This window comes from Streptomyces sp. 142MFCol3.1, from assembly GCF_000424945.1.
GTDB lineage: Bacteria > Actinomycetota > Actinomycetes > Streptomycetales > Streptomycetaceae > Streptomyces > Streptomyces siamensis.
Genome location: NZ_AUKV01000002.1, coordinates 139,953 through 164,996 on the forward strand (window position 1 = coordinate 139,953; position 25,044 = coordinate 164,996).

Below are 25,044 nucleotides of genomic sequence, written 5' to 3' on the forward strand. Positions count from 1 at the left end.
TCGCTCTTCTCTCCGGTCGACGCGGGGGGCTCCCAGGGTTCTCGCTCCCGGGGGTCGGGTCGTGCTGACGCTGCGGAGTGTGACGGTACATCCCGCCCCCGTGTCAAACGGGAAAAGCCCGCAACGGCCACTCGAACGGTAACCCGACTACCGCCATTCCTGCCGCCCGGAGTGCCGACCAGGTCTTTTCGGCTTATCCGGAGTGTGACCTCCCAGTTACCGGAACCGGTGTGCTCACGCGCGCGTGAAACACCACATCCCGAGTGCCAGCGCCCCCGTTCCGGCGACGCTCGCGAGGGCCGCCGATGCGACGCGGCTCACACCGTGGGCGACGGGCTCGCCGTGCCGCACCCGGACCGTCGTCCAGGCCAGCAGTCCGCCTCCGAACAGGGCGAACACCGTCCCCACGAAGATCGCCGGTCCGCTTTCCATGAGATCGTCCTTCCGCCCCCGGGTGCTCCGGAGCGGGAGGCTGGCACGCCCCGGAAGCGCCCGTGCGAACCCACGGTGAACGCAGGGCGTCCGGCATCCCATGGCCCGCTCGGACGGTGCCGGGCGCCGGTATTTTTCCGCTCGTCTTTTTCTCGCCGGCGCGGCCCGCGGTGCACACGATGGTGGTGAAGCCGTCGTTCCAGTCCTCCTCGCCACCCAGCCATCCGCAGGGCTTCAGCCCCGGCCCCGGCGCCCGACTCGACTCGAATTTGTCGCTGCAGAGCTTTTCCGCCGCTGTCGATTCCCTTCTTGTACTCCCTGTCGTCGGGCGCGGTGACGAATCCGACGACCTGGTCGGTGTGGGGCCGGGCACAGTCCGTGAGGAGGGACGCGAACTCGTCGTCCCCTCGTCGACGTACGTCCAGCAGTCGCCCACGGCCGTCCGCGCGGCGTACAGGTCCATGTCCTGGGACCGGAACCGCGCCGGTTCGCCCCCGATGGGGACATGCCTGCCGAGCACGAGACATGCCGTACCGCCATCGGTCGCGGCGAAGCCCTCGTCGGCAGGAGGGCGTAGGACCCCGCGTCGGGCAGGGCGACAGCCACGGGGCTTGTCTGCCGCTCGCGGCGGGTCGTCTCGCGGCCCGTCGGACGGCGGCGCCGTGACGGGACCACCGCCCAGGCAGGGATTGCCGGAAGCGCCCTACGCGCGCTGCTGGGCCGGCGGGTTCCGGGCGGGGTACGGCGACGAACCGCCGTCGCCGGGTCCCGGCGGGCCGCCCGGCGTGGCGGGGCCGCCCACCGCGGGCGTGTCGGATGCCGGGTCCGCCACGGGGAGGGCCGGATCGCCCGGTGTCTGCTGGGGTGTTCGGCGTCGGCAACCCCGGGGTCTGCGGGGGTGTCCGGGGTGCGTGGCACGCCCGGGGCGCTCGGCGTCGGCCCTCCCGCCGGTGCCTCGTAGGACCCTCACGCCGGGACCCCGTACGACCGTCCCGCCGGTGCCCCTTACGACCCGCTCGCGCGGTCCGCGTACGGGCCGGTGGGGTGGCCGGGATACGCACCGCCGTAGGACCCCAAAGCGGTCCCGAATTCGCCCGGTACCGGCCCCTGTTCGGAGGGTGTCACCCACGCCGGGGGACGCACCGGGGCCCGCGCCGGACGAGCGTGCGGCACCCGCGCCAGCCCACCCCTCCCCCACCGTCTCCGGCGAAGACCTGCGCACGGGGTCCTTGACGATCAATCCGTGGAGGACGGGCGCCAGTTCGCCGGCCCGGAGCGGCGGGGCGGGCTCCTCCGCGAGCAGGGCCGTCAGCGTGGCGTACTCGCCGCTGCGAGCGACAGGACACGTCGGGCGCCAGAAGGATGTTGGCCGGTTTCGCATCCCCGTGCAGGATGCCGATCCGGTGTCCCGCGGTCATCGCGTCGAGAACGGCGAGCCCGACCCGGGCGGCCTGCGCGGACGACAGGGGACCCGTCCGCGGACGACGCCCTGGAGGTCCACCGCGTCCGGCACGTACTCCATGACGATCCACGGCAGGCCTTAGTGCACCACCACGTCGTGCACGGTGGCCGCATGGGGGATGCCCGCGCAGGCGTACCGCGTGCCGGGCCTCGCTGCACGCCCCTGCGCGGTCTCGGCCGCGTCCGCCGGGGCGTCCGGCAGCACGATCCCCTTCACGGAGACCTCGCAGGCCAACTCCTCTTCGTACGCGAGCCATAGGCGCCCGGTGCCGCCCGCGTCGCGCGTACGCAGCAGCCGGTGTCGGCCATTGATGACCCGGCCCGCACCCTGATCCGGCGTTTCCCCCGTCACGCCTCCCCCGGGACAGCGCGCCTCCCCCGAGGACGCGTGGAATCCGTCTCTTGAAGGTAGCCGCGCTCACACCACCGACAGGAGCCCTTTTGCGGACCAATCCTGCCCAACCCCGTCAGAACGGGCGTATATGACTCAAGATTGCGAATTCGTCTCAGGAGCCATGCTTTCGCCGTCCCCGGCGCCGCGGCGGCCGCCGGGGTGACGGTCTCTCACGCGGCAGGCTCGAGGAATCCCTGCTCCACCAGCAGCCGGATCTGCGCGGGCGTCCGGTCGCGCAGCAACACCGGGTCCTCGCCGACCAATTGCGCGATGGCGTCGAGGATCCGGCCCGCGCTCAGCGTGCCGTCGCAGACGCCTGCGAAGCCCGCGCCGACCGTGTCCACCTTGGTCGCCCGGCGCATTCCGCGGTGCTGACGCAGCACCACGTGCTCCGGGTCCTCCGCGCCCGGCAGGCCGACCTGTTCCTGCACGACCTCCGCCACCAGCCTGAAGTGACCCGCGAGCAGGGCCGCGTCGTCATGGGCGCGCAGGAAGTCGACACGGTCGAAGTGCGCCCGCACGGTCTCGCCGAGCGGCTGCTCGACGGGGTGCGGCCACTCCTCGACCGTGACCGACGGGTCGGCGGCCGACGTCCTGCGCAGCGTGATCCATCCGAATCCGACGGCCTTGACCTTGCGCGCCTCGAACTCGTCCAGCCATGCGTCGTACCGCGCCTGGTACTCGGCGGGATCGCCGCGGTGGTCGCCGGCGTCCCGCAACCACAACTCGGCGTACTGCGTGACGTCCTGGACCTCGCGCTGCACGATCCACGCGTCGCAGCCGCGCGGCACCCAGGAGCGCAGCCGGTCCTGCCAGTCCTCGCCCTCCACGTGCTGCCAGTTGGCCAGGAACTGGGCGTACCCACCTTCGTTCAGCCGGTCGCCCACCTGCTGAACGAGCGTGCGGCACAGGTCGTCCCCGCCCATGCCGCCGTCCCGGTAGGTGAGCCGTGCGCCGGGAGAGATCACGAAGGGCGGGTTCGAGACGATCAGGTCGTACGTCTCGTCGCCGACCGGCTCGAAGAGGGAGCCCTCCCGCAGATCGGCCGCCGGGGCACCGGACAGCGCGAGCGTGAGCGCGGTGATGTGCAGCGCGCGGGGATTGAGGTCGGTGGCCGTCACACGCGTGGCGTGCTGCGCCGCGTGCAGCGCCTGGATCCCGGAACCGGTGCCGAGGTCGAGCGCGGAGGCAACCGGCATGCGGACCGTGATGCCGGCGAGGGTGGTGGAGGCCCCGCCGACGCCGAGCACGACGCCTTCGTCCCGGCTGCCGATGCCGCCGGCGCCGCCGACGGCGCAACCGAGGTCGGACACGATGAACCAGTCCTCGCCGCCGGGGCCGCCGTACGGGCGGACGTCGACGGTGGCGGCGATCTCGTCGGCGCCCACCCGGGTCAGCCAGCCGCTGTCCAGACACTCCTCGACCGGCAGCACGTCCTTGACGCGCGCGTGCGGCACCGGCTGCTGGAGCAGGAAGAGGCGTACGAGCGTCTCCAGCGGCGTGTCCCCGCGGGTCGCCCTGAGTGCGGGGACGGTCTCGCTGCGCGCCAGCGCCGCGTACGCGGGGGCGCCGAGCAGGTCTAGCAGTCCGTCGGCGGTGAAGGAGGCGCCGAGCAGGGCGTCCCGCAGCCGCGCGGCGACATCGACGCGGTCGGACGAGGGCAACGGTGACAGGCTGGTGTTACTCACGCCTCCCATTGTGTCCGCTCGCGCCGCCCGGCACGCACTCCTGTGGACGGCCCCACGCCGACGGCTGTGGATGGTGCGTGCCGACAGCCGTGGACAGTGCGCGCCGACGGCTGTGGCCGGTGTTCGGGCCACGACCGCTCAGGCGTGCGGTGCCCTCGCTGTGGAGGTGCGCGCCGACGGCTGTGGCCGGTGTTCGGGCCACGACCGCTGCGGGCGTGCGGTGCCGGCGGTCGCGGGCGGCCTACGCTGCCGAGATCACGGCGCCTTACCGGGCCGACGACGCGGTCCACCGGCGGCGGCACCCGGGGTGGGGCGTCCCCGCCACTCGGCCCCGGGCACCGACTCCCCAACCCATGGCGATGGCCCGGTACGCGCGCGTACCGGGCCATCTTTCGGTCAGTCGGACGATCGCCGTCCGGGGTCAGCTCTTGGCGGCAGCCGTGGCGCCGCTGGACGCGGACTTGCAGCTCTGCTGCTGGGCCATCGCCTTGCCGACGTCGCCCTCCTCGAGCTTCTTCAGCGCGTCGTTGCCGCTCCGGCTCAGCTTGTTGAGCTGCGTGGCGATGTCCTTGAGGCCCTCGGCGAACTTGCCCTGGTCCTTGGTGTCGAGTTCGCCGACCTGCTTCTTCAGGTCGACGTACGCCGCGGAGAGGTCGTTGAGCTCCTTGACGGCGTTGCTCTGCTTGGTCTTGCCGTCGTCGACGTTCGGCGCGCCGGCCTTGTCGACCGCGTCGCTGATCGCCTTGTAGGCGTCGGCCATGTCCTGGAAGGCCTGCGAGTCCGTCTTCCTGACGTCCGCCGGTGCGCTGTTGTCCGAGGTCTCCTTCTGGATCGCGGCGTTGGCGGCCTCGATCTTCTTGGCCTGCGGCTGCACCGCGCCGCAGACCTGCTTGGCCCAGGCGTTCAGCTTGTCGTTCTCACCGTCGTCGCTGCTGCATCCGGACAGCGCCAGTATCAGTACCGCACCGCCGGACAGTGCGGCCGTGAGCTTCTTGTTCACCGGATTGGTCCCTTCCATGGCTCTCGGCCCCGGAACATACACGCCACACGGCCGTCGACCCCAGTCCGAATGTCCGCTAGGAGCACTAATCAGATATTTTGCACCATGCGAGAGAAGGCTCACGAAGAGGGCGCGAACACGCACAGGGCGGGCGGGCGGCGCGTACCGACGCGCCGCCCGCCCGCCCTGTGGCCCGCACCTGACCAGGCACACGAGCGCATGCCTGTGCGGCTGGGACGCGGGAGCTACGAAACCACCGCGGGATCGGGCGACTTGCTCGACCGTTCCGCGGTGTCTTCGTCACCCACGGCGATTCCACGCCGCTTGGAGATGTACACCGCGCCCACGATCACGAGGAGCGCGAGGACGGCGATGAGGACCCGTACGCCGACATTCTTGTCGTCGCCGTACGAGAACTTGATGACCGCCGGAGCGATCAGCAGCGACACCAGGTTCATCACCTTCAGCAGCGGGTTGATCGCGGGGCCGGCGGTGTCCTTGAAGGGGTCGCCGACCGTGTCGCCGATCACTGTCGCGGCATGGGCCTCGCTGCCCTTGCCGCCGTGGTGACCGTCCTCGACCAGCTTCTTCGCGTTGTCCCACGCTCCGCCGGAGTTGGCGAGGAAGACCGCCATCAGCGTGCCGGTGCCGATGGCCCCCGCGAGGAAGGAGCCGAGCGCGCCGACCCCGAGCGTGAACCCGATCGCGATCGGGGTGAGCACGGCGAGCAGGCCGGGCGTGGCCAGTTCGCGCAGCGCGTCCTTGGTGCAGATGTCGACGACGCGCCCGTACTCGGGCTTCTCGGTGTAGTCCATGATCCCGGGGTGCTCGCGGAACTGCCGCCGCACCTCGTACACCACGGATCCCGCCGACCGCGAGACCGCGTTGATCGCCAGTCCGGAGAAGAGGAAGACGACCGCGGCGCCCGCGATGAGGCCCACCAGGTTGTTGGGCTGCGAGATGTCCATCATCAGGTTCATCGGAGCACCCGCGCCGGAGACCTTCTCACCCACGTCGTTCGCGGCCGAGACGATCGCGTCCCGGTACGAGCCGAAGAGGGCCGAGGCGGCCAGGACGGCGGTGGCGATGGCGATGCCCTTGGTGATGGCCTTAGTGGTGTTGCCGACGGCGTCCAGGTCGGTGAGGACCTGTGCGCCCGCGCCCTGGACGTCGCCGGACATCTCCGCGATGCCCTGCGCGTTGTCGGACACCGGGCCGAAGGTGTCCATCGCGACGATGACGCCGACCGTGGTGAGCAGGCCGGTACCGGCCAGGGCCACCGCGAAGAGGGCCAGCATGATCGACGTACCGCCGAGCAGGAAGGCCCCGTAGACGCCGAGGCCGATCAGCAGGGCGGTGTAGACGGCCGATTCGAGGCCCACCGAGATACCTGCGAGGACGACGGTGGCCGGGCCGGTCAGCGACGTCTTGCCGATGTCCCGCACCGGGCGGCGGTTGGTCTCCGTGAAGTAGCCGGTCAGCTGCTGGATCAGCGCGGCCAGCACGATGCCGATCGCCACGGCGACGACCGCGAAGATCCGCGGGTCTCCGTCCTTGGCCCTGATCGCCGCGTCGGTGACGCCGTCCAGGTCGGCGTACTTCGCCGGGAGGTAGGCGTAGACGGCCACGGCCACCAGCGCCAGCGAGATCACCGCGGAGATGAAGAAGCCGCGGTTGATCGCGGACATGCCGCTGCGGTCGGACCGCCGGGGCGCGACCGCGAAGATGCCGATCATCGCCGTGATCACACCGATGGCAGGCACGATCAGCGGGAACGCGAGCCCGGAGTCGCCGAACGCCACCTTGCCGAGGATCAGCGCGGCGACGAGCGTGACGGCGTACGACTCGAAGAGGTCCGCCGCCATGCCCGCACAGTCTCCGACGTTGTCGCCCACGTTGTCGGCGATGGTCGCGGCATTGCGCGGGTCGTCCTCCGGAATGCCCTGCTCGACCTTGCCGACCAGGTCGGCGCCGACGTCGGCGGCCTTGGTGAAGATGCCGCCTCCGACACGCATGAACATGGCGATCAGCGCGGCGCCGAGACCGAAGCCCTCCAGGACCTTCGGCGCGTCGGCGGCGTACACCAGCACCACGCAGGAGGCGCCCAGCAGACCGAGCCCCACCGTGAACATGCCGACGACGCCGCCCGTGCGGAAAGCGATCTTCATGGCTTTGTGCGAGACGGCGGTGAGATCCTTTTCGGGCTCACCCTCCGCCGGGGTCGCTTCCCTTGCCGCGGCGGCCACGCGGACATTGCTCCGTACGGCGAGCCACATACCGATATAGCCGGTGGTCGCCGAGAACGCCGCGCCGATCAAGAAGAAGATCGATCGGCCGGCGCGCTGATTCCAGTCGTCCGCGGGTAGCAGCATGAGCAGGAAGAACACCACGACGGCGAATGCGCCGAGCGTGCGCATCTGCCGGCCCAGGTAGGCATTCGCGCCTTCCTGCACCGCCGCCGCGATCTCCTTCATGCTGTCCGTGCCCTCGCCCGCCGCGAGCACCTGGCGCACCAGGACTCCGGCGACCACGAGCGCTGCCAGTGCGACAGCGCCGATCACCATGACGATGAGCCGGTTGTCGTCTGTCAGTACCGCGGCTGCGAGGGTTGTGGGGTGGTCAAACTGATGAGGGGTAGAAAGCCCCGCCATTCGTCCTCCTTGACGCTTGGGCTGAGCTCAAGATGTGGACGGATTGTAGGTACCGGAACCTGATCAAAACAGTGCGCGGTAAACGGAATTGGCCTTCACATGCTCTTCAGCAAATGATCGACGGGTGTCCATGGAACCCGAAAGAGGTAATGCCCTAAAAGCGTTGACTCTTGATCAAATAATCGCGCGCGGGATCGTGAATTCATTCACGAAGAGGCCGGCGCGGGGCCGCGCATACAAAAGGGCCCTGCTCAGCAGGGCCCTTCAGGGTGTTGCGCGTGCGGTCGAGGAGGTCTGCGCGCGGTCAGGAGGCGAGCGTGGCGGGCGGCGTGGTCGGCCAGCTCATCCTGATCAGTCCGCCGTTCTCCCCGGCGGAAACCTCCAGATCGTCGACGAGGCCGCTGATGACCGCGAGGCCCATCTCGTCCTCCTCGGCCTCCACGTCGGCGTCGCCGGACGCGCCGCCGGGCAGCGCGCGCGGAGCCTCGTCACCGACCTCGATGGAGAACTGCTTCTCCTCCTCGATCAGCATCACCCGCACCGGCGCCGAGACACCGCTGCTCTGGTGCAGTCCGACGGCACGGGAACAGGCCTCGCCGACGGCGAGCCGGACCTCGTCGAGTACGGCCTCGTCCACTCCGGCCCTGCGCGCCACCGCTGCCGCCACCAGTCGGGCGGTCCTGACGTGCTCGGGCAGCGCGCTGAAGCGGAGTTCAACGGTGGCCATGCATCCCCCTCGGAACTACGGGCGTGCCATCAGGGGGCCGGGCCGCGGGCCCGGACCCCCGCTTCTGCGAACCCGGGCGCGACCCGGGGAGAGAGTCAGTCGGTGGCGTTGACCGCCTCCTCCACCGAGGTGTGAATGGGGAACACCTTGGTGAGACCGGTAATACGGAAGATCTTCAGAATGCGCTCCTGGTTGCAGACCAGGCGCAGCGAGCCCTCGTGGGCCCGGACACGCTTCAGGCCGCCCACCAGGACGCCGAGGCCGGTGGAGTCGAGGAAGTCCACGCCCTCCATGTCGACGACGAGGTGGAAACTGCCGTCGTTCACCAGCTCGACCAGCTGCTCGCGCAGCTTGGGCGCGGTATATACATCGATTTCGCCGCCGACCTCGACGACCGTGCGGTCGCCATTAGGGCCGGACACATTGCGAGTCGACAGGGACAGGTCCACGGATCCTCCAGCACCTTGCTATCGAGCGGTCGCCCCATGGGACACCTCGGCAGAGCCCCCGGGACGGTTCGCCAGCCGCGATGGCATTCAATCACTTACCGGCAGGCGTGCACGACGCCTTAGGCCCATTGTCCGTCACGCCAGTGACACACTCGGTGCCGATGGCCAAGAATCACCGATCCGATCGATCCTCGACGGACACCGCTTCCCGCCCCTCGCCAGGCACGGTCCTGGACCGGCTCGCCTCGGGGCCGAGCCGGGCTTCGCGCATCACTCATACGGAGCACTTGCCCCCGCGCGAGGGTCGCCATGCCGTCTGGCCCGACCGGATCCGTTCGGAGGTCATCGCCGCGGTGCAGGCCGCGGGGATCGAACACCCCTGGGCCCATCAGGCACGCGCCGCCGAGCACGCCCTGGACGGCGAGTCGGTGATCGTCGCCACCGGCACGGCCTCGGGCAAGTCCCTGGCCTACCTCGCGCCCGTCCTGACGGCCCTGCTGGACGGCTCCGAGGCCCCGAACGGCCGTGGCGCGACCGCGCTGTACCTGGCGCCGACGAAAGCCCTCGCCGCCGACCAGTGCCGATCCGTGAAGGAACTTTCACAAAGTTTGGGCACCGCCGTACGCCCAGCCGTGTACGACGGGGACACTCCCGTCGAGGAACGCGAGTGGGTGCGCCAGTACGCGAACTACGTCCTGACCAACCCCGACATGCTCCACCGCGGGATATTGCCCTCCCACCCCCGCTGGTCCTCCTTCCTGCGCGCCCTGCGCTACGTCGTCATCGACGAGTGCCACACCTACCGCGGAGTCTTCGGCTCCCACGTCGCCCAGGTGCTGCGCCGTCTGCGCCGCCTGTGCGCCCGCTACGGCGCCTCTCCCGTCTTCCTGCTGGCGTCCGCCACCGCCGCCGAGCCGTCGGTGGCCGCGGGCCGGCTGACGGGCCTGCCCGTCGTCGAGGTCGCCGACGACGCCTCCCCCCGCGGTGAACTGGTCTTCGCCCTGTGGGAGCCCCCGCTCACCGAACTGCACGGCGAAAGGGGCGCACCGGTCCGCCGGACGGCCACGGCCGAGACCGCCGACCTGCTGACCGACCTGACCGTGCAGGGCGTGCGCTCGGTCGCCTTCGTACGGTCCCGGCGCGGCGCCGAACTGATCTCGGTGATCGCCCAGGAACGCCTCGCCGAGGTCGACCGCTCCCTCGCCCGGCGTGTCGCGGCCTACCGGGGCGGCTACCTCCCCGAGGAACGCCGCGCCCTCGAACGCGCCCTGCATTCCGGCGAGCTCCTCGGGCTCGCCGCCACCACCGCCCTGGAACTCGGCGTCGACGTCTCCGGTCTCGACGCCGTCGTCATCGCCGGCTACCCCGGCACCCGCGCGTCGCTGTGGCAGCAGGCGGGCCGGGCGGGACGCTCCGGCCAGGGCGCGCTGGCCGTGCTGGTCGCCCGCGACGACCCGCTGGACACGTTCCTCGTCCACCATCCCGAGGCCCTGTTCGACCAGCCGGTGGAATCCACCGTCCTCGACCCGGACAACCCGTACGTCCTCGCCCCGCACCTGTGCGCCGCCGCGGCCGAGATCCCGCTCACCGAGGACGACCTCGAACTGTTCGGGCCCGCCGCGGCGGACCTGCTGCCTCAACTGGAGGCCGCGAAACTGCTCCGCCGGCGCACGAAGGCCTGGCACTGGACCCGGCGGGAGCGGGCCGCGGACCTGACCGACATCCGCGGCGAGGGCGGCAGGCCGGTCCAGATCGTCGAGGCCGGCACCGGACGGCTGCTGGGCACGGTCGACGCGGGCGCCGCCCACACGACGGTGCACGAGGGCGCGGTCCACCTGCACCAGGGCCGTACGTACCTCGTGCGCACGCTGGACCTGGACGACTCCGTGGCCCTGGTCGAGGAGGCCAACCCGCCGTACTCGACGGTCGCTCGCGACACCACCTCCATCTCGGTCCTGGAGACCGACGTCGAAATCCCCTGGGGCGACGGCCGGTTGTGCTACGGCTCCGTCGAAGTGACCAATCAGGTCGTCTCCTTCCTCAGACGGCGAGTCATCACCGGTGAAGTGCTGGGCGAGTCGAAACTCGACCTCCCTCCCCGCACGCTCCGTACGCGCGCGGTCTGGTGGACGGTCACCGAGGACCAGCTGGACGCGGCCCGCATCAACCCGGAGATCCTCGGCGGCGCCCTGCACGCCGCCGAGCACGCGTCGATCGGCATGCTGCCGCTCTTCGCGACGTGCGACCGCTGGGACATCGGCGGTGTCTCCGTCCCCCTCCACCCGGACACGCTCCTGCCCACGGTCTTCGTGTACGACGGCCATCCCGGCGGCGCGGGATTCGCGGAGCGCGCCTTCCACACGGCCCGCGCCTGGCTCGACGCCACCCGGCAGGCCATCGCGTCCTGCGAGTGCGATGCCGGATGCCCGTCCTGCATCCAGTCCCCCAAGTGCGGCAACGGGAACGACCCCCTGCACAAGAGGGGTGCCGTACGCCTCCTCACGGAGCTGCTGCGGGCGGCACCGGAGAGCTGAACACGGCGCACGACAGAAGGGGGGCCGCGGGCCGGGGGCCATCGGCCGCAGACCGCCGACGGGCCATCGTCGCCAGAACGGCCACCGGCAGCCGACGGCAGGCCGACGGGCTACCGCCGTTCGAGCGGCCGCCGGAGTCTGGCAGATCTCGGACCGCTGGGCAGCCCTCGGCAGCCAACAGGTCCCCGCGGGCGAACAGCCCTCCGCCCGCCGGTCGGCCACCGCCCGCCTGTCCGCCACCGCCCGCCGGTCGGCCACCGGTCACTCAGCGGCCACCGGCAGCGGACAGGCCGCCATCAGTCGACAGGCTTCCGTCGGCAGTGCGGCCGCCTGCGGTTGAGCGGTCGCCGCGGGGGCCGGCCCGGATGACGGACCAGCGGACGGCCCGGGCGGCTGCCCGAGGTCGGGCGAGGCGGCCGGGCCCGCCCTGGCTCTGACCTCCGCGGCGAACGCCCCCCGGCCCGACGCCGCCGTCACGTCCGAGACCTCGCCCTCGACCCCGCAACGGACCAGCCGGGCACGCTGCGCCCTCGCCACCCGTTCCGCCAGAGCGCAGGCCCCCGCGCCGCCGTCCATCCAGTGGTCCGCCGCTGCGAGCGCCGCCAGGTCGGCGGCCCCGGCCGCACGGTGGCGGACCACGACGGCCTGCCCCATGGCCAGGACCGCTCCGAACACGACGCACAGCGCGGTGATCGCCCCGACCGTCCAGACCGTCGCCGACCCGGCGTCGGAGGCACCCCGCTCCTTCCGGTCCGAGGAGCCGCACGCCCTCCTGCCTGAGGAATCCCGCGCCGTCCGGGCTGAGGGATCCCTCGCCGTCCGGCCTGAGGAATCCCACGCCGTCCGGCCTGAGGAGCTCGACGGACTCCGGAGTTGCCGGTGAAGCTGCAGTGCCCGCGCGGCCGGGCCACGCCCTCGCCTCTTCATCCGCCCGTCACCCCCGGCGCCGTCACCGTCTCCTCGGCCAGTGCCACGGCATCGTCGCTCAGGTCCACGGAAAGCGCGCCCGGGCCCGGCGTACGGGCGGTCACCGTCACCCGGACCAGGCCGTCCTCGCGGTGCACCACGACTTTCGCGCCGCGTGGCGCCGCTTGTCGGGCCGTCGCCAGCACCGTGTCCGCAGGGTCCTGGCGGGCCGCTGCGCGGGCGCCCGCCCTCGCCGCGTCCACGCACTGGATCTGCGCGGACGCGGCCAACAGGGCCCAGACCAGGGCCATCCCGACGAGCACCAGCGAGGGCAGCACCACCGCGGCCTCCGCGGTCACGAATCCCCGGTCCCTGCGCGGCCCAGCACCTTCGCATCCGACGCCCGCCCGGGGCGGAGCCGGACCTCGACGCCCGGCGCTCACCCGGGCCCGGACCGGGTCCAGTCGCTCGGCACCCGCGTACGGCGGGCCGAGACCTCCGTCCTCGGCAACCGCCCGGCGCGGAGCCGGACCGTCGTCCGCCGCGACCCAACGTGCGGCCACCTCACATCCGGACATCGAGCGCCCGCCCCACGATGCCCTGCAGCTCCTCACTGACCTGCCCGCTCGTCACCACCTTGTAGAGCACGGCCGCGAAGGCCACCGCGGCGATGATCCCCACCGCGTACTCGGAGGTGACCATTCCCGTGTCCCGGCGCACCAGCCGGAGCATCCACACCCGCATCCGTGCCGGTCCTCGGACGAGACCTCGTACTGTCCTGCGCATCACAATCCCCGTGTCTTCCCGTGTCGTTGCTCGCCGTCCGTGCGCCGCGTCCGCCGCGCACGCCTTCCACCCAAACCGCTGGGCGACCGCGTCGCCCCTCACCCACTTCCTCCGTGCAGCAGCCCACCGGCCAGCCCGATCACCACGGGCAGCACGCCGATGGCGAGGAACGCGGGCAGAAAGCACAGCCCGACGGGTGCGGTGACCATGACGGCCGCCCTTCGCGCCCGGGCCGATGCCGCGCGCCCCCGCTCGGCGCGGGCCTCCGCGGCCAGCCGTCCCACCGGCGCCGCCGCCGGGACGCCCGAGTCGCCCGCCCGCTCCAGCAGCCGCGCCAAACCGGGGGCACCCGGCACCGACGCCAACTTGGCCCACGCCTGCGCCGGTTCGCCCCCGAGCCGCACTTCTGCCGCGCCCCGTGCGAGACGGTCCCCGACTGGCCCGCCCAGGGCCTCACCCACGGCGCGAGCCGCCACAACCGGGCCGGCGCCGGCCGCGATACAGGCCGCCACCAGGTCCGCTGCCAAGGGGAGTTGCCGGGCGGCATGCGCCTTGTCGTGCTCCTCCACGGGCTCGGCCCGCCGACGCCGCAGCCACTCCCGGGCCGCGCATCCGGCGGCCAGTCCGATCGCCGCCCCGGCGAGGCCTCCGATCAGCACCCAGCCGACGCACCCCGCGCCCACCACGGGCAGCCATCGCCGTCCGCCACGCGGCATAGCGAAGCGCCGTCGGAGGGGCGCCGCTCGCGAGTTCGCCAGCGCGACAAGCCTCCGGCGCACTCTCCTCTCGTGGCGTGCCGCGTGGAGCGCATGGGCCGGCCAGCCGAGCGCCAGCGCCCCGCACACCATTGCCCCCAGCCTGTGGACAACGTCCGCGATCATGCGTTCTCCGCCCCTCTCACGATCCTCAGTGCCCACCACAGTCCGGCCCCCTCCAGCGCCCCGCCGACGAGCAGACAGCCGAGTCCGGAGCCCGAATGCAGCAGCACGTGCAGCGGGTCGGCGCCCAGCGCGGTGCCGAGCAGCAGGCCCAGGACGGGCAGGGCGGCGAGCATCGCGGCCGTGGAGCGTGGTCCGGCCAACTGGGCACGCAGATCGGCTCTTTCATCGCGTTCTGCGCGCAGCGCTCCCTCCAGCCGGTCGAGCCCCGCCGCGAGCCCCGCGCCCCGGTCCACTGCCACGCGCCAGCACGCGGCCAGCCCCACCAACCCCTCCGCACCGGGCTGCCGCGCCGCCTCGGTGAGCGCGGCCGGCACGTCGCCGCCGAACCGCGCGGCGGCCAGCACGACCGGCTGCGCGTCGCCGAGGCCGCCCGAATCGCGTGCGGCCCGCAGCAAGGCCTCCCCCGGCTGGCATCCCGCCCGCACCTCACCGGCAAGAGCACCGCACAGCGCGATGACCGCGTCGACGCGCCGATCCCGCTCCTGCCGCGCCTCGGCGGAGCGCCGCACGCGTCGAAGCAGGGGGACGGCGACCGCTCCGAGGAGCAGCGGCACGACGGACGCACCCAGCAGAGCGACCACCGATCCGGCGGCCGACGCCCACACTTCGGCCCTCAGCCGCGCTCGAAGCCGACGCCATCCGGTGACCGCCTTCGCCCAAGGCGGTGGGCCGTGTGCCACCACACCCCCGCCCGGGCACAGCCGCGACGCCCTGCGCGCCGCCGCATCCCCGACGCCCGTCAACCAGACCGCCGTCCCGGCACACGCCACGGCCACCACCACCGTCGTCGCATTGATGTCCGTCACCACGACCCGCTCCCCTGCGTCCCGTCGCGCAGCAGCCCCTTCAGCCGCTCCCATCCCCGCTCGTACACGAAGGTGTCCGCGCCCCACCTCAGCGCCGGCACCGTCACCACCAGCCCGGACACGTCGCGCTCCAGCACATGCACCTCGGCGATGCGCCGCCGCCCGGCACGGTCCCGTACCAGATGCAGGACCACGGACAGCGCCGCCGCCAACTGGCTGTGCAGGGCGGCCCGGTCGAGCCCTGCGGCCGTGCCCAGCGCCTCCAGCCGGGCCGGGACCTGCGCCGCCGCGTTCGCGTGCACGGTGCCGCAGCCGCCTTCGTGACCGGTGTTGAGCGCGGCCAGCAGGGAGACGACCTCGGGCCCGCGGACCTCACCGACGACCAGCCGGTCCGGTCTCATCCGCAGTGCCTGACGGACGAGGTCCTGGAGCTCGACGAGACCGGCGCCCTCCTGGTTGGCGGGGCGCCCCTCCAGGCGCACCACATGAGGATGGTCGGGGCGCAGTTCCGCCGAATCCTCGGCGAGCACGATCCGTTCACCGGGACCGACCAGACCCAGCAGCGCGCTCAGCAAGGTCGTCTTTCCCGAACCCGTGCCCCCGCTGATGAGGAAGGACAGTCGGGCGTCGAGCAGCGCTCTCAGCACCCGGTCCCCGCCGGGCGGCACGGTGCCCGCGGCGACCAGCTCGTCGAGTGTGAACGCGCGCGGCCGGACGACCCGCAGGGACAGGCAGGTGGAGTCCACGGCGACCGGCGGCAGCACCGCGTGCAGGCGGGTCCCGTCCGGCAGCCGCGCGTCCACCCAGGGGCGTGCGTCGTCGAGCCGGCGTCCGGCGACGGCCGCGAGTCGCTGCGCGAGGCGCCGGACGGCCGCCGCGTCCGTGAAGGAGACGCCGGTCAGTTCCAGGCCGCCGCCCCGGTCCACCCACACCCGGTCCGGGGCCGACACCAGTACGTCGGTCACCGAGGGGTCGGCGAGCAGCGGTTCCAGCGGGCCGCTGCCGACCAGTTCGGATCGCAATCGCTCCGCCGCGCCGAGGACTTCGGCGTCCCCGAGCACGCGGCCCTGCTCCTGCAGTGCCTGGGCCACCCGCGCGGGTGTGGGCTCGGAGCCGCTCTCGGCGAGCCATCGGCGAACACCGTCCAGCAGTCCGGCGCCGCAGTCGGTGCCCGCCGTGGGGTCCCAGCTCATACGCCCCCTCCCTCTGCCGGAAGCCGCTGCCACAAGGCGGTGCAGAACCGGGCGAGCGGCCCCCGCGCCGCTCCACCGGGCGGCGCTGCGCCGTCCAACGCCAGTGGTTCGGCGGGCACTTCTCCCACCAGGGGCAGGCCGAGCAGCCGCGCGACCTCCCGGTCGTCGAGGCCCGGCGCGTAGGGCCCGCGCACCGCGACCCGCAGATCGCGCAGGATCATGCCGACCGCCGCCGCCACCCGCGCGGCCGCCGCGATCCCGCGCAGGTCGGCGGGGACCACCATGAGTCCCAGATCGATCTGGGCGAGGGCCTCGGCGACGCCCTCGTCGACTCGTCGCGGCAGGTCGACGACGACGGTGCCGCCGCGCCGTCGGGCGGCGGCCAGGACCGCTCGGACGGCTTGGGGCGGGATGGCGACGGAGTCGCCACGGTCCCAGCTCAGGACGCGCAGCGCGTGCACTTGGGGCAGGGACTCCTCCAGAGCGCCGCCGCCGACCCGGCCGTGGGACGCGGCGAACGCCGGCCAGCGCAGGCCTTCGGCCGCCTCTCCTCCGAGGAGTACGTCGAGTCCGCCGCCCAGCGGATCCGCGTCGACGAGCAGGGTGCGCCTGCCCTCCCGCGCCGAGGTGACGGCGAGCGCACACGCGAGCGTGGACGCCCCGGCACCGCCGCGGCCACCGAGCACGCCGACGGTGAGGGCGGGCGGACCCACCCCTTCGGCCACGTCGGCGATGCGATCGACCAGCCATTGTTCGCCATCCGGCAGCATCAGGACGTGGTCGGCACCGATCTCCACGGCCCGCCGCCAGACCCCGGAGTCGTCCTGATCCCGACCGACCAGCACCACTCCACGTCGTCGCGCGGCCCCGCGCACACGCCGCGCGGCGTCGTCGCCGACGAGCACGAGAGGCGCCGCCTCCCAGGTGCCCCGTCGCTCCGGAACTCCGTGATGGACCTCCGGTCTGGCGCCTGCCGCCGCGCACAGCCGCAGCAGGTCGTCCAGTAGTTCGGCGTCCTCCGTGACGATCAACGGTCCGCCCTGCCGCCCCTCGGCGGCGGGCGGCCGGTCATGTGTGATGGCTCCCACCACGATCTCCAGCCCCCTTCGCTGCTTGCGCCGCGGGATCCGCTGCGACCTCGCGAATCCCGCTCGTGTGAAGAACCGGCAACCGGCCTCCATATGAACCGCCGATACGAACCGGCCATACGCGCACCGCAATCGGAACCGGCCATGAACTCGCCGCGAGCGGAGCGCGTTGGAATCACAGTGGGGCGAGCCCGGAAATCATGTGGATCTTGGTCGAAAACTGTGGACAACTCAGTGGTTGTGAATATCGCGTTCACCCATACCGGTGACCCCTGTACGACTTCCGCAGAGCAGTCCCACAGCTACACAGGGTGACGAATCATGTGCACGCGAAGAGCACGACCCCAGCGGTGCCGATGAGGCTCCGAGGCCGTGCGAATGAGGGGGAAAATGCGTCCGGACATGCGACGACCCCCGCCGGGGGGGAGAGCGGGGGTCGTCCCCACGGCCGACTCGGGGGGGGAGGAGTCGGACCGGGTTAGCACGGTCGCGAACGATCCGTGACTTCCATGGTGTACCCGAGAGCCCTCTCAGGCAAACCCACACGCCTCACCTTACGCCGAATGGTGGGCGCATATGCTCAGGCTCGTGGAAAACCACTCCTTGCCTCGCACAGCAGCCTTCTTTGACCTGGACAAGACGGTCATTGCGAAGTCGAGCACGCTCACGTTCAGCAAGTCCTTCTACCAAGGCGGGCTGATCAACCGCAGGGCCGCGTTGCGTACCGCATATGCCCAGTTCGTGTTCCTCGCCGGCGGCGCCGACCACGACCAGATGGAGCGGATGCGCAAGTACCTGTCCGCGATGTGCCGCGGCTGGAACGTCCAGCAGGTCAAGGAGATCGTCGCCGAGACGCTGCACGACCTGATCGACCCGATCATCTACGACGAGGCCGCGTCCCTCATCGAGGAGCACCACACCGCCGGACGCGACGTGGTGATCGTGTCCACGTCCGGAGCCGAGGTCGTCGAGCCGATCGGCGAGCTGCTCGGCGCGGACCGGGTCGTGGCCACCCGCATGGTCGTCGGGGACGACGGCTGCTTCACCGGCGAGGTGGAGTACTACGCCTACGGACCGACGAAGGCGGAGGCGATAAAGCAGCTGGCCGCCTCCGAGGGATACGACCTGGACCGCTGCTACGCGTACAGCGACTCGGCGACCGACGTGCCGATGCTGGAGTCCGTCGGCCACCCGCACGCGGTGAACCCGGACCGCGCACTGCGCCGCGAGGCGATCGCCCGCTCATGGCCGATCCTCGACTTCCACCGCCCCGTCCTGCTGAAGCAGCGACTGCCCTCCCTGTCCGTACCGCCGCGGCCCGCACTCGTCGCGGCCGCCGCCATAGGCGCGGCGGCGGCCACCGCAGGGCTCGTCTGGTACGCGAGCCGACGGCGCGCGACGACCCTGTAGGCCCGTCAGACACGTGCGCGCACGGCACATTGACGACCGTTTCACGCCCGTTTGAACCTAATAGTAAAGAAGCAGAGCCAGGGGTTTCACTTCCTCGGGACCTGGAGTACAAAGGGGTTAACGGCCCGCGAGACCAAGGACATCCGAGAGGATCACCTTCAAACGCAATCAAGGCCCCACGGACCGAGCATGAACACCGGGCACCCACGCGACGTCGACCCGTCGATTACGGGCCAGCCGCACCAGGTGACGGGCAACAGATCCCGGCCTGATGGGCAACATATCGAGGACGCTTGGTAACCCGGTGAGCATGCCAGCGGCGGTACGAGATCTCGTACCGCCGCAACCCTGTTCGGGCAGTCTTCCGCCTCACGCCGCCCCGCGCTGGAGCGCCTCGCAGACCGCCGTCGACTCCCTGGCCCCCAGCACGACCGCCTTGCCGCAGTGCGCGATCCAGGCCGCCATGCCGTCAGGGGTTCCGGAGACATATCCGCCCAGAGCCGCCAGATAGGCCGCGCGGCCGAGCTCGGCGTGGCCCACCTCCGCCGGGCAGATCGACTTCGGGTCGAGGCCGCTGCCCACCAGGACGATCCGCTCGGCCGTGCGTGCCACCAGGCCGTTGTGGGAGGTGAAGGGGCGCAGCGCGAGCAGTTCGCCGTGGACGACCGCCGCGGTCACCAGCGCGGGGGCCGGACCGCCCGCGACGATCAGCCCGGACAGCCCTTCGAGGCGCCCGGCCACCTCGCCGGCGTCCGGCAGCGGCAGCTCGACAAGGGGCTCGTCGACCGGCTCGCCGTCCTGCCGCGGGCGGCCGATCGCGTCGTCCTTGCCCGCAGCCGCCACCAGATGCAGCCGGGCCAGGACCCGGAGGGGCGACTGCCGCCAGATGGAGAGGAGTTGGCCCGCCTCCGCGGTCAGCCGCAGGGCAGCACCGACCGTACGGTCCTCGTCGTGCGCGCTGAAGTCGGTCCGGCGGCGCACCTCTTCGAGAGCCCAGTCGGCGCCCGACAGCGCCGCGGAGCCGCGCGCGCCGCGCAGCGCCGCCTCGGACGTGATCTCGTTGCTGCGGCGCCGCATGATCCGGTGCCCGTAGACCCGGTCCACCGCTTTGCGGACGGACTCCACGGATTCGGCCACTCCGGGAAGGGACCCCAGGGCCGCGAGCGGATCGGCGTGCGCACCTGTCGTACTCATGAGTACGACACTACGCACCCCGGACCCCCGCCCCACGAAGGAGTGGTCTTCTTCACGTGACCCTGACACTCAGCGCTATCAAGCGACTACGCTTGGTGAACATGAAAATTGCTTTCGTCGGGAAGGGCGGCAGCGGCAAGACGACCCTGTCCTCTTTGTTCATCCGCCACCTCGCGACCACGGGGGCGCCGGTCCTCGCCATCGACGCCGACATCAACCAGCACCTGGGGGCCGCGCTGGGCCTCGAGGAGGCGACAGCCGCGGCACTGCCCGCCATGGGTGAGCGACTGCCGATGATCAAGGACTATCTCCGCGGCTCCAACCAGCGCATCGCGTCCGTGGAGACGATGATCAAGACGACCCCGCCCGGCGAGGGTTCGCGCCTGCTGCGGCTGAACGAGAACAATCCCGTCTACGACGCCTGCGCGCGTCCGGTGGAACTGGACGGCGGCCCCATCCGTTTGATGGTCACCGGCCCGTTCACCGAGGCCGACCTGGGAGTGGCCTGCTATCACTCCAAGACCGGTGCGGTGGAGCTCTGCCTGAATCATCTCGTCGACGGCCGAAGTGAGTACACCGTCGTCGACATGACAGCAGGCTCGGACTCCTTCGCGTCCGGCTTGTTCACCCGCTTCGACGTCACCTTCCTGGTCGCCGAACCGACCAGGAAGGGAGTCTCCGTCTACCGCCAGTACAAGGAATACGCACGCGACTTCGGCGTGGTCCTGAAGGTCGTGGGAAACAAGGTGCAGGGCCAGGACGACATCGACTTCCTGCGCGCCGAGGTCGGCGACGATCTCCTGGTCACGGTCGGGCACTCGGACTGGGTGCGCGCCATGGAGAAGGGCCGCCCGCCCAGGTTCGAGCTTCTGGAGGAGCCCAACCGCCGCGCGCTGCGCACGCTGCAGACCGCCGCCGACGCCACGTACGAGCTGCGCGACTGGGAGCGCTACACGCACCAGATGGTGCACTTCCACCTGAAGAACGCCGGGAGTTGGGGCAACGCGAAGACCGGCGCCGACCTGGCCGCGCAGGTCGACCCCGGGTTCGTGCTGGGCGAGGGCCTGGTGGCCATCGCGTGAGCCGCGGCCACCGCCGTCAAGCCGTGACGGCCGGCGCCCCGGGGAGGCCCGCCGTCACGGCTTGACGGCCGGCGCCCCGGGAACGCCTTTCGGAGCCGGGGCGGGGCGGCCCGAGAGGAAGGACGCCCAGCCCTGCTTCGGGGCCTCACCGACCTTGAGTCCGCGGAGCTTGTCGAGCGTGGCGGGGTCCTGGACGTCGAGCCAGTCGGCGAGCTGCCGGAAGGAGACGCAGCGCACCTCGGACTTGGTGCAGACGCTCTCGACGACCTGGTCGATGGCCCGCATGTAGGTGCCGCCGTTCCAGGACTCGAAGTGGTTGCCGATCACCAGGGGCGCACGATTGCCGTCGTAGGCGCGCTGGAAGCCCTTGAGCAGCCCGTCGCGCATCTGGTCGCCCCAGTACTCCTGCTTGTCGGGGTCGCCCTGGGTCTCGGTTCCCGACTGGCTGACCATGAAGTTGTAGTCCATGGTCAGCTGCTCGTAGGTGTGGCCGGGGAAGGGCACCAGCTGCATCGACAGGTCCCACAGGCCGTCCTTCTTCTTGGGCCAGACCTGGTTGTTGATGCCACTGGTGTCGTAGCGGAAGCCCAGCTGGCCGGCCGCCTTCCGGAAGTTCTCCTTACCTTCCAGGCACGGCGTCCGGGCGCCGACGAGCTCCTTGTCGTAGTCGAACGGCAGCGGCGACGCCTTCCTCATGCCGGTGTTGGTCTTCCAGGACTTCACGAACGACTTCGCCTGGGAGATCTCACTCTTCCAGTCCGCGACCGACCACTCGCCGACCCCGCCGTCGGTGCCGCAGAAGTGGCCGTTGAAGTGCGTGCCGATCTCATTGCCCTCCAGCCACGCCCCGCGCAGCTGCTTCACGGTGTCCTTGATGCCCTGCTCGTCGTTGAAGCCGATCTCCGAGCTGCCGGGCGAGTGCTGCGGCGGCCTGTACAGATCGCGCTTGTCCTCCGGCAGCAGGTACAAGCCGCTCAGGAAGTACGTCATCGTCGCGTTGTTGGCCTGGGAGATCTTGCGGAAGTGCGAGAAGAGCTTTTGACTGTCCTCGCCGGCACCGTCCCACGAGAACACCACGAACTGCGGAGGCTTCTCACCCGGCTTCAGCCGCTTCGGCTTCGGCAGATGCGGCTGCGCACCGGTGAACGCGGTGGACCCGTCGCCGATCAGACGGATCGCGCTCTTGGGCGCCGGGGCTCCCGCGCCCTCCTTGGTGCCGTGCGCGCCTTCCTTCGAACCGGTGGCGCCCGTCCCGCAACCTGCGAGCGCCGATGCGCAGGCCGCGGCGACTGCCACGCCCGCGGCGATTCTCTGAGTGGCGGCCATCTTCCGCCCTCCTTCTTCCTTCGGTCGGGGCAACGCCGATCAGGGCGTTCTGTGGTGATGTGCAGTGATCTGCCGACAGCGCCGCCAAGGTCGCACGGGACCGAGAAAGGAATAAATATGACAAGCTGATGAAATGCCCGGTTCACTCAAGCGAGTGAATTAATGCCCCATTTGCTCTGATATCTGGCAAGAATCCTTTACTCTGCATTACGATCCATTTACCGAGCGTTGAAGATCCCGCCGCTGCACGCCGTGACCCACGGCCGCGATCCACCCCCGCCACCTCGGACGGGGGACCACTCGTTCCGCGACCGCGCTGCCCCGGAGGAGACGGGAACCATGTCCGCCTGCGTCCCCACCCGCGCCGCCGACTCGACTCGGCCCGCCCACACCCACCAGCCCCACAGCCCCCCACCCACCCCGCCCCGCCGATTCCATGTCGCCGGGCCCGACCTGTCGGCCTCGATCGCCGTCTTCCTGATCGCCCTGCCCCTGTCCCTCGGCATCGCCCTCGCGACCGGCGCCCCGCTCCAGGCCGGCCTCGTCGCCGCGGCCGTGGGAGGAATCGTCGCCGGACGGCTCGGCGGCACACCGCTCCAGGTGAGCGGGCCCGCCGCGGGACTGACCGTCGTCACCGCCGAACTCATCCACCGTTACGGATGGCGGACGACCTGCGCCATCACCGTCCTCGCCGGAGTCGCCCAACTGGGCCTGGGCTGCCTGCGCGTAGCCCGCACGGCGCTCGCCGTCAGCCCCGCGATCGTGCACGGCATGCTCGCCGGCATCGGCGTGACCATCGCCGTCGCCCAGCTGCACATCGTGCTGGGCGGCACCCCGCAGAGTTCGGTCCTCGACAACGTCCGTGCGCTGCCCGACCAACTGGCGCACGTACACCTCGCCGCGGTGACGATGAGCGCGCTGACCCTCGCACTCCTGTTCACCTGGCCGCGCATTCCCGGCCAGGCCGGGAAGCTCCTGCGCACCATCCCCACCGCGCTCGTCGCCGTCGCCGGGGCCACCGTCGCGGCCACGCTCGCGGGACTGACCCTGCCCAAGGTCGACCTGCCGTCATGGAGCAGCCACGCACTGGCCGGACTGCCCGAAGGGCCGGTGCTCGGGATCGCCGCCGCCGTGCTCACCACCACGCTGGTGTGCAGCGTGCAGTCGCTGCTCGGCGCCGTCGCCGTGGACAAGCTCATCGCGGGCCGGCCCGCACAGCAGACCCGGGTGGGCCGCTCCGACCTGAACCGCGAACTGCTCGGTCAGGGCGCCGCCAACATCGCCTCCGGCGCGCTCGGAGGACTGCCGGTCGCCGGCGTGGCCGTACGAAGTTCCGCGAACGTGAACGCCGGCGCCGTCAGCCGGAACTCCACGATGCTGCACGGCGTTTTCGTAGTGATCGCCGCCCTGCTGATGGTCCCGATCCTCGAGCTGATCCCCCTCGCATCGCTCGCCGCCCTGGTGATGGCCGTCGGCATCCAGATGGTGTCCCTGAACCACATTCGCGCGGTGACCCGCCACCGCGAGGTCCTGGTCTACGCCGTCACCACCCTCGGCGTCGTCCTCCTGGGAGTCCTCGAAGGCGTGGCACTGGGGGTCTCCGTGGCCGTCGGCGTCGCCCTGCACCGCCTCACCCGCACCCGCATCACGCACGAGGAGAAGGGAGATGTCCATCACGTACGCGTACGAGGGCAGCTGACGTTCCTAGCGGTGCCGCGGCTCAGCCGGGCCCTCCACCTCATCCCCCAAGGAGCGCACACCGTGGTCGAGTTGGACGGTTCCTTCATGGATCACGCGGCATACGAGTCACTGCAGGACTGGCAGAACTCGCACGTCGCGCGGGGCGGCACGGTCGAGTTCACGGGCCGTGCGGGGGCCAGGATCGCCGAGCCGGCGGGCTCCGCGCACTGCCGCTGCCGACCCTGGACCCCCTGGCGCAACCACCACTGCGAGACGTCCGCCGCCCCGCGGGCCACGCCCGCCTGCGAACCGTCCGCCGCCCCGGACGAGGAGGACTGTGCCCCCAGACCGAGCAGCCACCAACTGGCGCGCGGCATCAGCGCGTTCCAGCGCAACACCGCACCCCTGGTGCGGGGCGAGCTGGCCCGGCTGGCCCGGGAGGGGCAGCGGCCGTCCCAGCTGTTCCTCACCTGCGCCGACTCCCGGCTCGTCACGTCGATGATCACCTCCAGCGGCCCGGGCGACCTCTTCGTCGTACGGAACGTGGGCAATCTCGTGCCGCTGCCCGGGGACGAGAGCGGCGACGACTCGGTCGCCGCCGCGATCGAGTACGCGGTGGACGTGCTGAAGGTGCGGTCCATCACGGTGTGCGGACACTCCGGGTGCGGGGCGATGCAGGCCCTGCTGGCTTCGGAGCCCCGAGGGGCGCTGACCCCGCTCAAGCGCTGGCTGCGGCACGGACGCCCGAGCCTGGAGCGGATGGCCGCCGAGGGCCACCCGGGAGCACGGTTCGCCGGACGTGAGCCCGCCGACGCGGTGGAACAGCTCTGCCTGACCAACGTGGTGCAGCAGCTGGAGCACCTGCGGTCCCACGAATCCGTGGCACGAGCCCTTCGGGAGGGTGCGCTCGAACTGCACGGGATGTACTTCCACGTCGGGGAGGCACAGGCGTACCTGCTGGACGATCGCGACGGGACCGAGCTGTTCGAACGCGTCGGGGCGACGGAGGATCTGCACCACCCGGCATGACCGCACCACGCCACCCGGCGTGACCGGCTGATGGTGCGCGGCCCCGTCCGACGGGGCCGCGCACCACATGCGCACCGCATGTGTGCCTCCCGCGCGTCGGGGGGCACTTCGTGCGTTCCGGGGACCGAAGCGGGGAAGCTGGGCGGGTGAACCCGACGGCCGGACCGTACGTGCCCCAGAGTGCGGCCCTCTTCGGCCCGCACGAGGGATGTGCGGGCCGTGCCCGAGGGCCAGGACGCACAGCGAGAGCCGGCTGCCTGGACCAGC

General features: G+C 71.4%; 19 protein-coding genes and 1 pseudogene. 4 read left to right on the top strand and 16 right to left on the bottom strand.

All coding sequences use genetic code 11. The annotated features are described in order from the left end of the window. Positions 1 to 234: 234 nt before the first annotated feature. The 7 genes from H305_RS0103095 to bldG form a co-directional block, all read right to left on the bottom strand. Positions 235 to 432, bottom strand: a complete 198-nt coding sequence (locus H305_RS0103095; protein WP_028799129.1) for a hypothetical protein — start codon at positions 430 to 432, stop codon at positions 235 to 237. A 1,540-nt stretch (positions 433 to 1,972) separates the two neighbouring features. Beyond that, a complete protein-coding gene (locus H305_RS53885) occupies positions 1,973 to 2,245 on the bottom strand; it encodes a hypothetical protein (RefSeq protein ID WP_028799130.1) in 273 nt (90 codons plus the stop codon). A gap of 212 nt (positions 2,246 to 2,457) precedes the next feature. Beyond that, entirely contained in the window at positions 2,458 to 3,984 is a 1,527-nt protein-coding gene (locus H305_RS0103105) for a DUF7059 domain-containing protein (RefSeq protein WP_420708010.1), read from the bottom strand. Between the two features lie 412 nt (positions 3,985 to 4,396). Beyond that, entirely contained in the window at positions 4,397 to 4,993 is a 597-nt protein-coding gene (locus tag H305_RS0103110; protein ID WP_028799132.1) for a hypothetical protein, read from the bottom strand. Positions 4,994 to 5,220: 227 nt separating this feature from the next. After that, positions 5,221 to 7,626: a sodium-translocating pyrophosphatase gene (locus tag H305_RS0103115; protein WP_028799133.1), complete on the bottom strand. Its 2,406-nt coding sequence runs from the start codon at positions 7,624 to 7,626 to the stop codon at positions 5,221 to 5,223. A gap of 304 nt (positions 7,627 to 7,930) precedes the next feature. Continuing rightward, positions 7,931 to 8,353, bottom strand: coding sequence for an ATP-binding protein (locus H305_RS0103120; RefSeq protein ID WP_028799134.1), 423 nt, complete (start codon positions 8,351 to 8,353; stop codon positions 7,931 to 7,933). 95 nt (positions 8,354 to 8,448) lie between these two features. Next, positions 8,449 to 8,802, bottom strand: coding sequence for an anti-sigma factor antagonist BldG (gene bldG, locus H305_RS0103125; protein ID WP_028799135.1), 354 nt, complete (start codon positions 8,800 to 8,802; stop codon positions 8,449 to 8,451). Between the two features lie 80 nt (positions 8,803 to 8,882). On the opposite strand from bldG, the gene H305_RS0103130 reads away from it, so the two are divergent. Continuing rightward, positions 8,883 to 11,336 carry a DEAD/DEAH box helicase gene (locus H305_RS0103130; RefSeq protein ID WP_028799136.1) on the top strand — a complete coding sequence of 818 codons (2,454 nt, stop codon included), beginning with the start codon at positions 8,883 to 8,885 and terminating at the stop codon, positions 11,334 to 11,336. 261 nt (positions 11,337 to 11,597) lie between these two features. Here the strand turns inward: H305_RS0103130 and H305_RS54350 are convergent. From H305_RS54350 to ssd, 7 genes and pseudogenes are all read right to left on the bottom strand, one after another. Further along, positions 11,598 to 12,077 (bottom strand): annotated as a pseudogene (locus H305_RS54350) (Rv3654c family TadE-like protein); the annotation flags it as partial. Between the two features lie 182 nt (positions 12,078 to 12,259). After that, positions 12,260 to 12,601, bottom strand: a complete 342-nt coding sequence (locus tag H305_RS54355; protein WP_028799137.1) for a TadE family type IV pilus minor pilin — start codon at positions 12,599 to 12,601, stop codon at positions 12,260 to 12,262. Positions 12,602 to 12,806: 205 nt separating this feature from the next. After that, positions 12,807 to 12,986, bottom strand: coding sequence for a DUF4244 domain-containing protein (locus H305_RS0103145; protein ID WP_028799138.1), 180 nt, complete (start codon positions 12,984 to 12,986; stop codon positions 12,807 to 12,809). Between the two features lie 140 nt (positions 12,987 to 13,126). After that, positions 13,127 to 13,909, bottom strand: coding sequence for a type II secretion system F family protein (locus H305_RS0103150; protein ID WP_028799139.1), 783 nt, complete (start codon positions 13,907 to 13,909; stop codon positions 13,127 to 13,129). Further along, on the bottom strand, positions 13,906 to 14,751 hold the full coding sequence (locus H305_RS0103155; protein ID WP_420708017.1) for a type II secretion system F family protein: 846 nt from the start codon (positions 14,749 to 14,751) through the stop codon (positions 13,906 to 13,908). The genes H305_RS0103150 and H305_RS0103155 overlap by 4 nt, the downstream gene beginning before the upstream one ends. A gap of 20 nt (positions 14,752 to 14,771) precedes the next feature. Next, entirely contained in the window at positions 14,772 to 15,968 is a 1,197-nt protein-coding gene (locus H305_RS0103160; RefSeq protein WP_051370342.1) for a TadA family conjugal transfer-associated ATPase, read from the bottom strand. Next, positions 15,965 to 17,059 carry a septum site-determining protein Ssd gene (gene ssd / locus H305_RS0103165; protein ID WP_028799142.1) on the bottom strand — a complete coding sequence of 365 codons (1,095 nt, stop codon included), beginning with the start codon at positions 17,057 to 17,059 and terminating at the stop codon, positions 15,965 to 15,967. The genes H305_RS0103160 and ssd overlap by 4 nt, the downstream gene beginning before the upstream one ends. 573 nt (positions 17,060 to 17,632) lie before the next feature. Here ssd and H305_RS0103170 point away from each other — a divergent pair. Continuing rightward, complete coding sequence (locus H305_RS0103170; RefSeq protein WP_028799143.1) at positions 17,633 to 18,466, top strand: HAD family hydrolase; 834 nt, start codon at positions 17,633 to 17,635, stop codon at positions 18,464 to 18,466. A 369-nt stretch (positions 18,467 to 18,835) separates the two neighbouring features. Here H305_RS0103170 and H305_RS0103175 read toward each other — a convergent pair whose 3' ends face one another. Next, the gene (locus H305_RS0103175) at positions 18,836 to 19,660 is read right to left on the bottom strand and encodes a hypothetical protein (RefSeq protein WP_028799144.1); all 825 of its coding nucleotides are present in this window, start codon (positions 19,658 to 19,660) and stop codon (positions 18,836 to 18,838) included. A gap of 101 nt (positions 19,661 to 19,761) precedes the next feature. Between H305_RS0103175 and H305_RS0103180 the strand changes: the two genes are divergently transcribed. Then, positions 19,762 to 20,742: an ATP-binding protein gene (locus H305_RS0103180; RefSeq protein ID WP_028799145.1), complete on the top strand. Its 981-nt coding sequence runs from the start codon at positions 19,762 to 19,764 to the stop codon at positions 20,740 to 20,742. Between the two features lie 54 nt (positions 20,743 to 20,796). Here H305_RS0103180 and H305_RS0103185 read toward each other — a convergent pair whose 3' ends face one another. After that, positions 20,797 to 22,068 carry a hypothetical protein gene (locus H305_RS0103185; protein WP_028799146.1) on the bottom strand — a complete coding sequence of 424 codons (1,272 nt, stop codon included), beginning with the start codon at positions 22,066 to 22,068 and terminating at the stop codon, positions 20,797 to 20,799. Between the two features lie 339 nt (positions 22,069 to 22,407). Here H305_RS0103185 and H305_RS0103190 point away from each other — a divergent pair, with 339 nt between their 5' ends. Continuing rightward, the gene (locus tag H305_RS0103190) at positions 22,408 to 24,777 is read left to right on the top strand and encodes a SulP family inorganic anion transporter (protein WP_028799147.1); all 2,370 of its coding nucleotides are present in this window, start codon (positions 22,408 to 22,410) and stop codon (positions 24,775 to 24,777) included. Positions 24,778 to 25,044 lie beyond the last annotated feature (267 nt).

Excerpts from the sequence above, each read along its gene's own strand:
- H305_RS0103095 (WP_028799129.1), bottom strand. The coding sequence starts at position 432 with ATGGAAAGCGGACCGGCGATCTTCGTGGGGACGGTGTTCGCCCTGTTC.
- H305_RS0103105 (WP_420708010.1), bottom strand. The coding sequence starts at position 3,984 with ATGGGAGGCGTGAGTAACACCAGCCTGTCACCGTTGCCCTCGTCCGAC.
- H305_RS0103110 (WP_028799132.1), bottom strand. The coding sequence starts at position 4,993 with ATGGAAGGGACCAATCCGGTGAACAAGAAGCTCACGGCCGCACTGTCC.
- H305_RS0103115 (WP_028799133.1), bottom strand. The coding sequence starts at position 7,626 with ATGGCGGGGCTTTCTACCCCTCATCAGTTTGACCACCCCACAACCCTC.
- H305_RS0103120 (WP_028799134.1), bottom strand. The coding sequence starts at position 8,353 with ATGGCCACCGTTGAACTCCGCTTCAGCGCGCTGCCCGAGCACGTCAGG.
- H305_RS0103130 (WP_028799136.1), top strand. The coding sequence starts at position 8,883 with ATGGCATTCAATCACTTACCGGCAGGCGTGCACGACGCCTTAGGCCCA.
- H305_RS0103145 (WP_028799138.1), bottom strand. The coding sequence starts at position 12,986 with ATGCGGGTGTGGATGCTCCGGCTGGTGCGCCGGGACACGGGAATGGTC.
- H305_RS0103150 (WP_028799139.1), bottom strand. The coding sequence starts at position 13,909 with ATGATCGCGGACGTTGTCCACAGGCTGGGGGCAATGGTGTGCGGGGCG.
- H305_RS0103160 (WP_051370342.1), bottom strand. The coding sequence starts at position 15,968 with ATGAGCTGGGACCCCACGGCGGGCACCGACTGCGGCGCCGGACTGCTG.
- H305_RS0103170 (WP_028799143.1), top strand. The coding sequence starts at position 17,633 with ATGCTCAGGCTCGTGGAAAACCACTCCTTGCCTCGCACAGCAGCCTTC.
- H305_RS0103175 (WP_028799144.1), bottom strand. The coding sequence starts at position 19,660 with ATGAGTACGACAGGTGCGCACGCCGATCCGCTCGCGGCCCTGGGGTCC.
- H305_RS0103180 (WP_028799145.1), top strand. The coding sequence starts at position 19,762 with ATGAAAATTGCTTTCGTCGGGAAGGGCGGCAGCGGCAAGACGACCCTG.
- H305_RS0103185 (WP_028799146.1), bottom strand. The coding sequence starts at position 22,068 with ATGGCCGCCACTCAGAGAATCGCCGCGGGCGTGGCAGTCGCCGCGGCC.
- H305_RS0103190 (WP_028799147.1), top strand. The coding sequence starts at position 22,408 with ATGTCCGCCTGCGTCCCCACCCGCGCCGCCGACTCGACTCGGCCCGCC.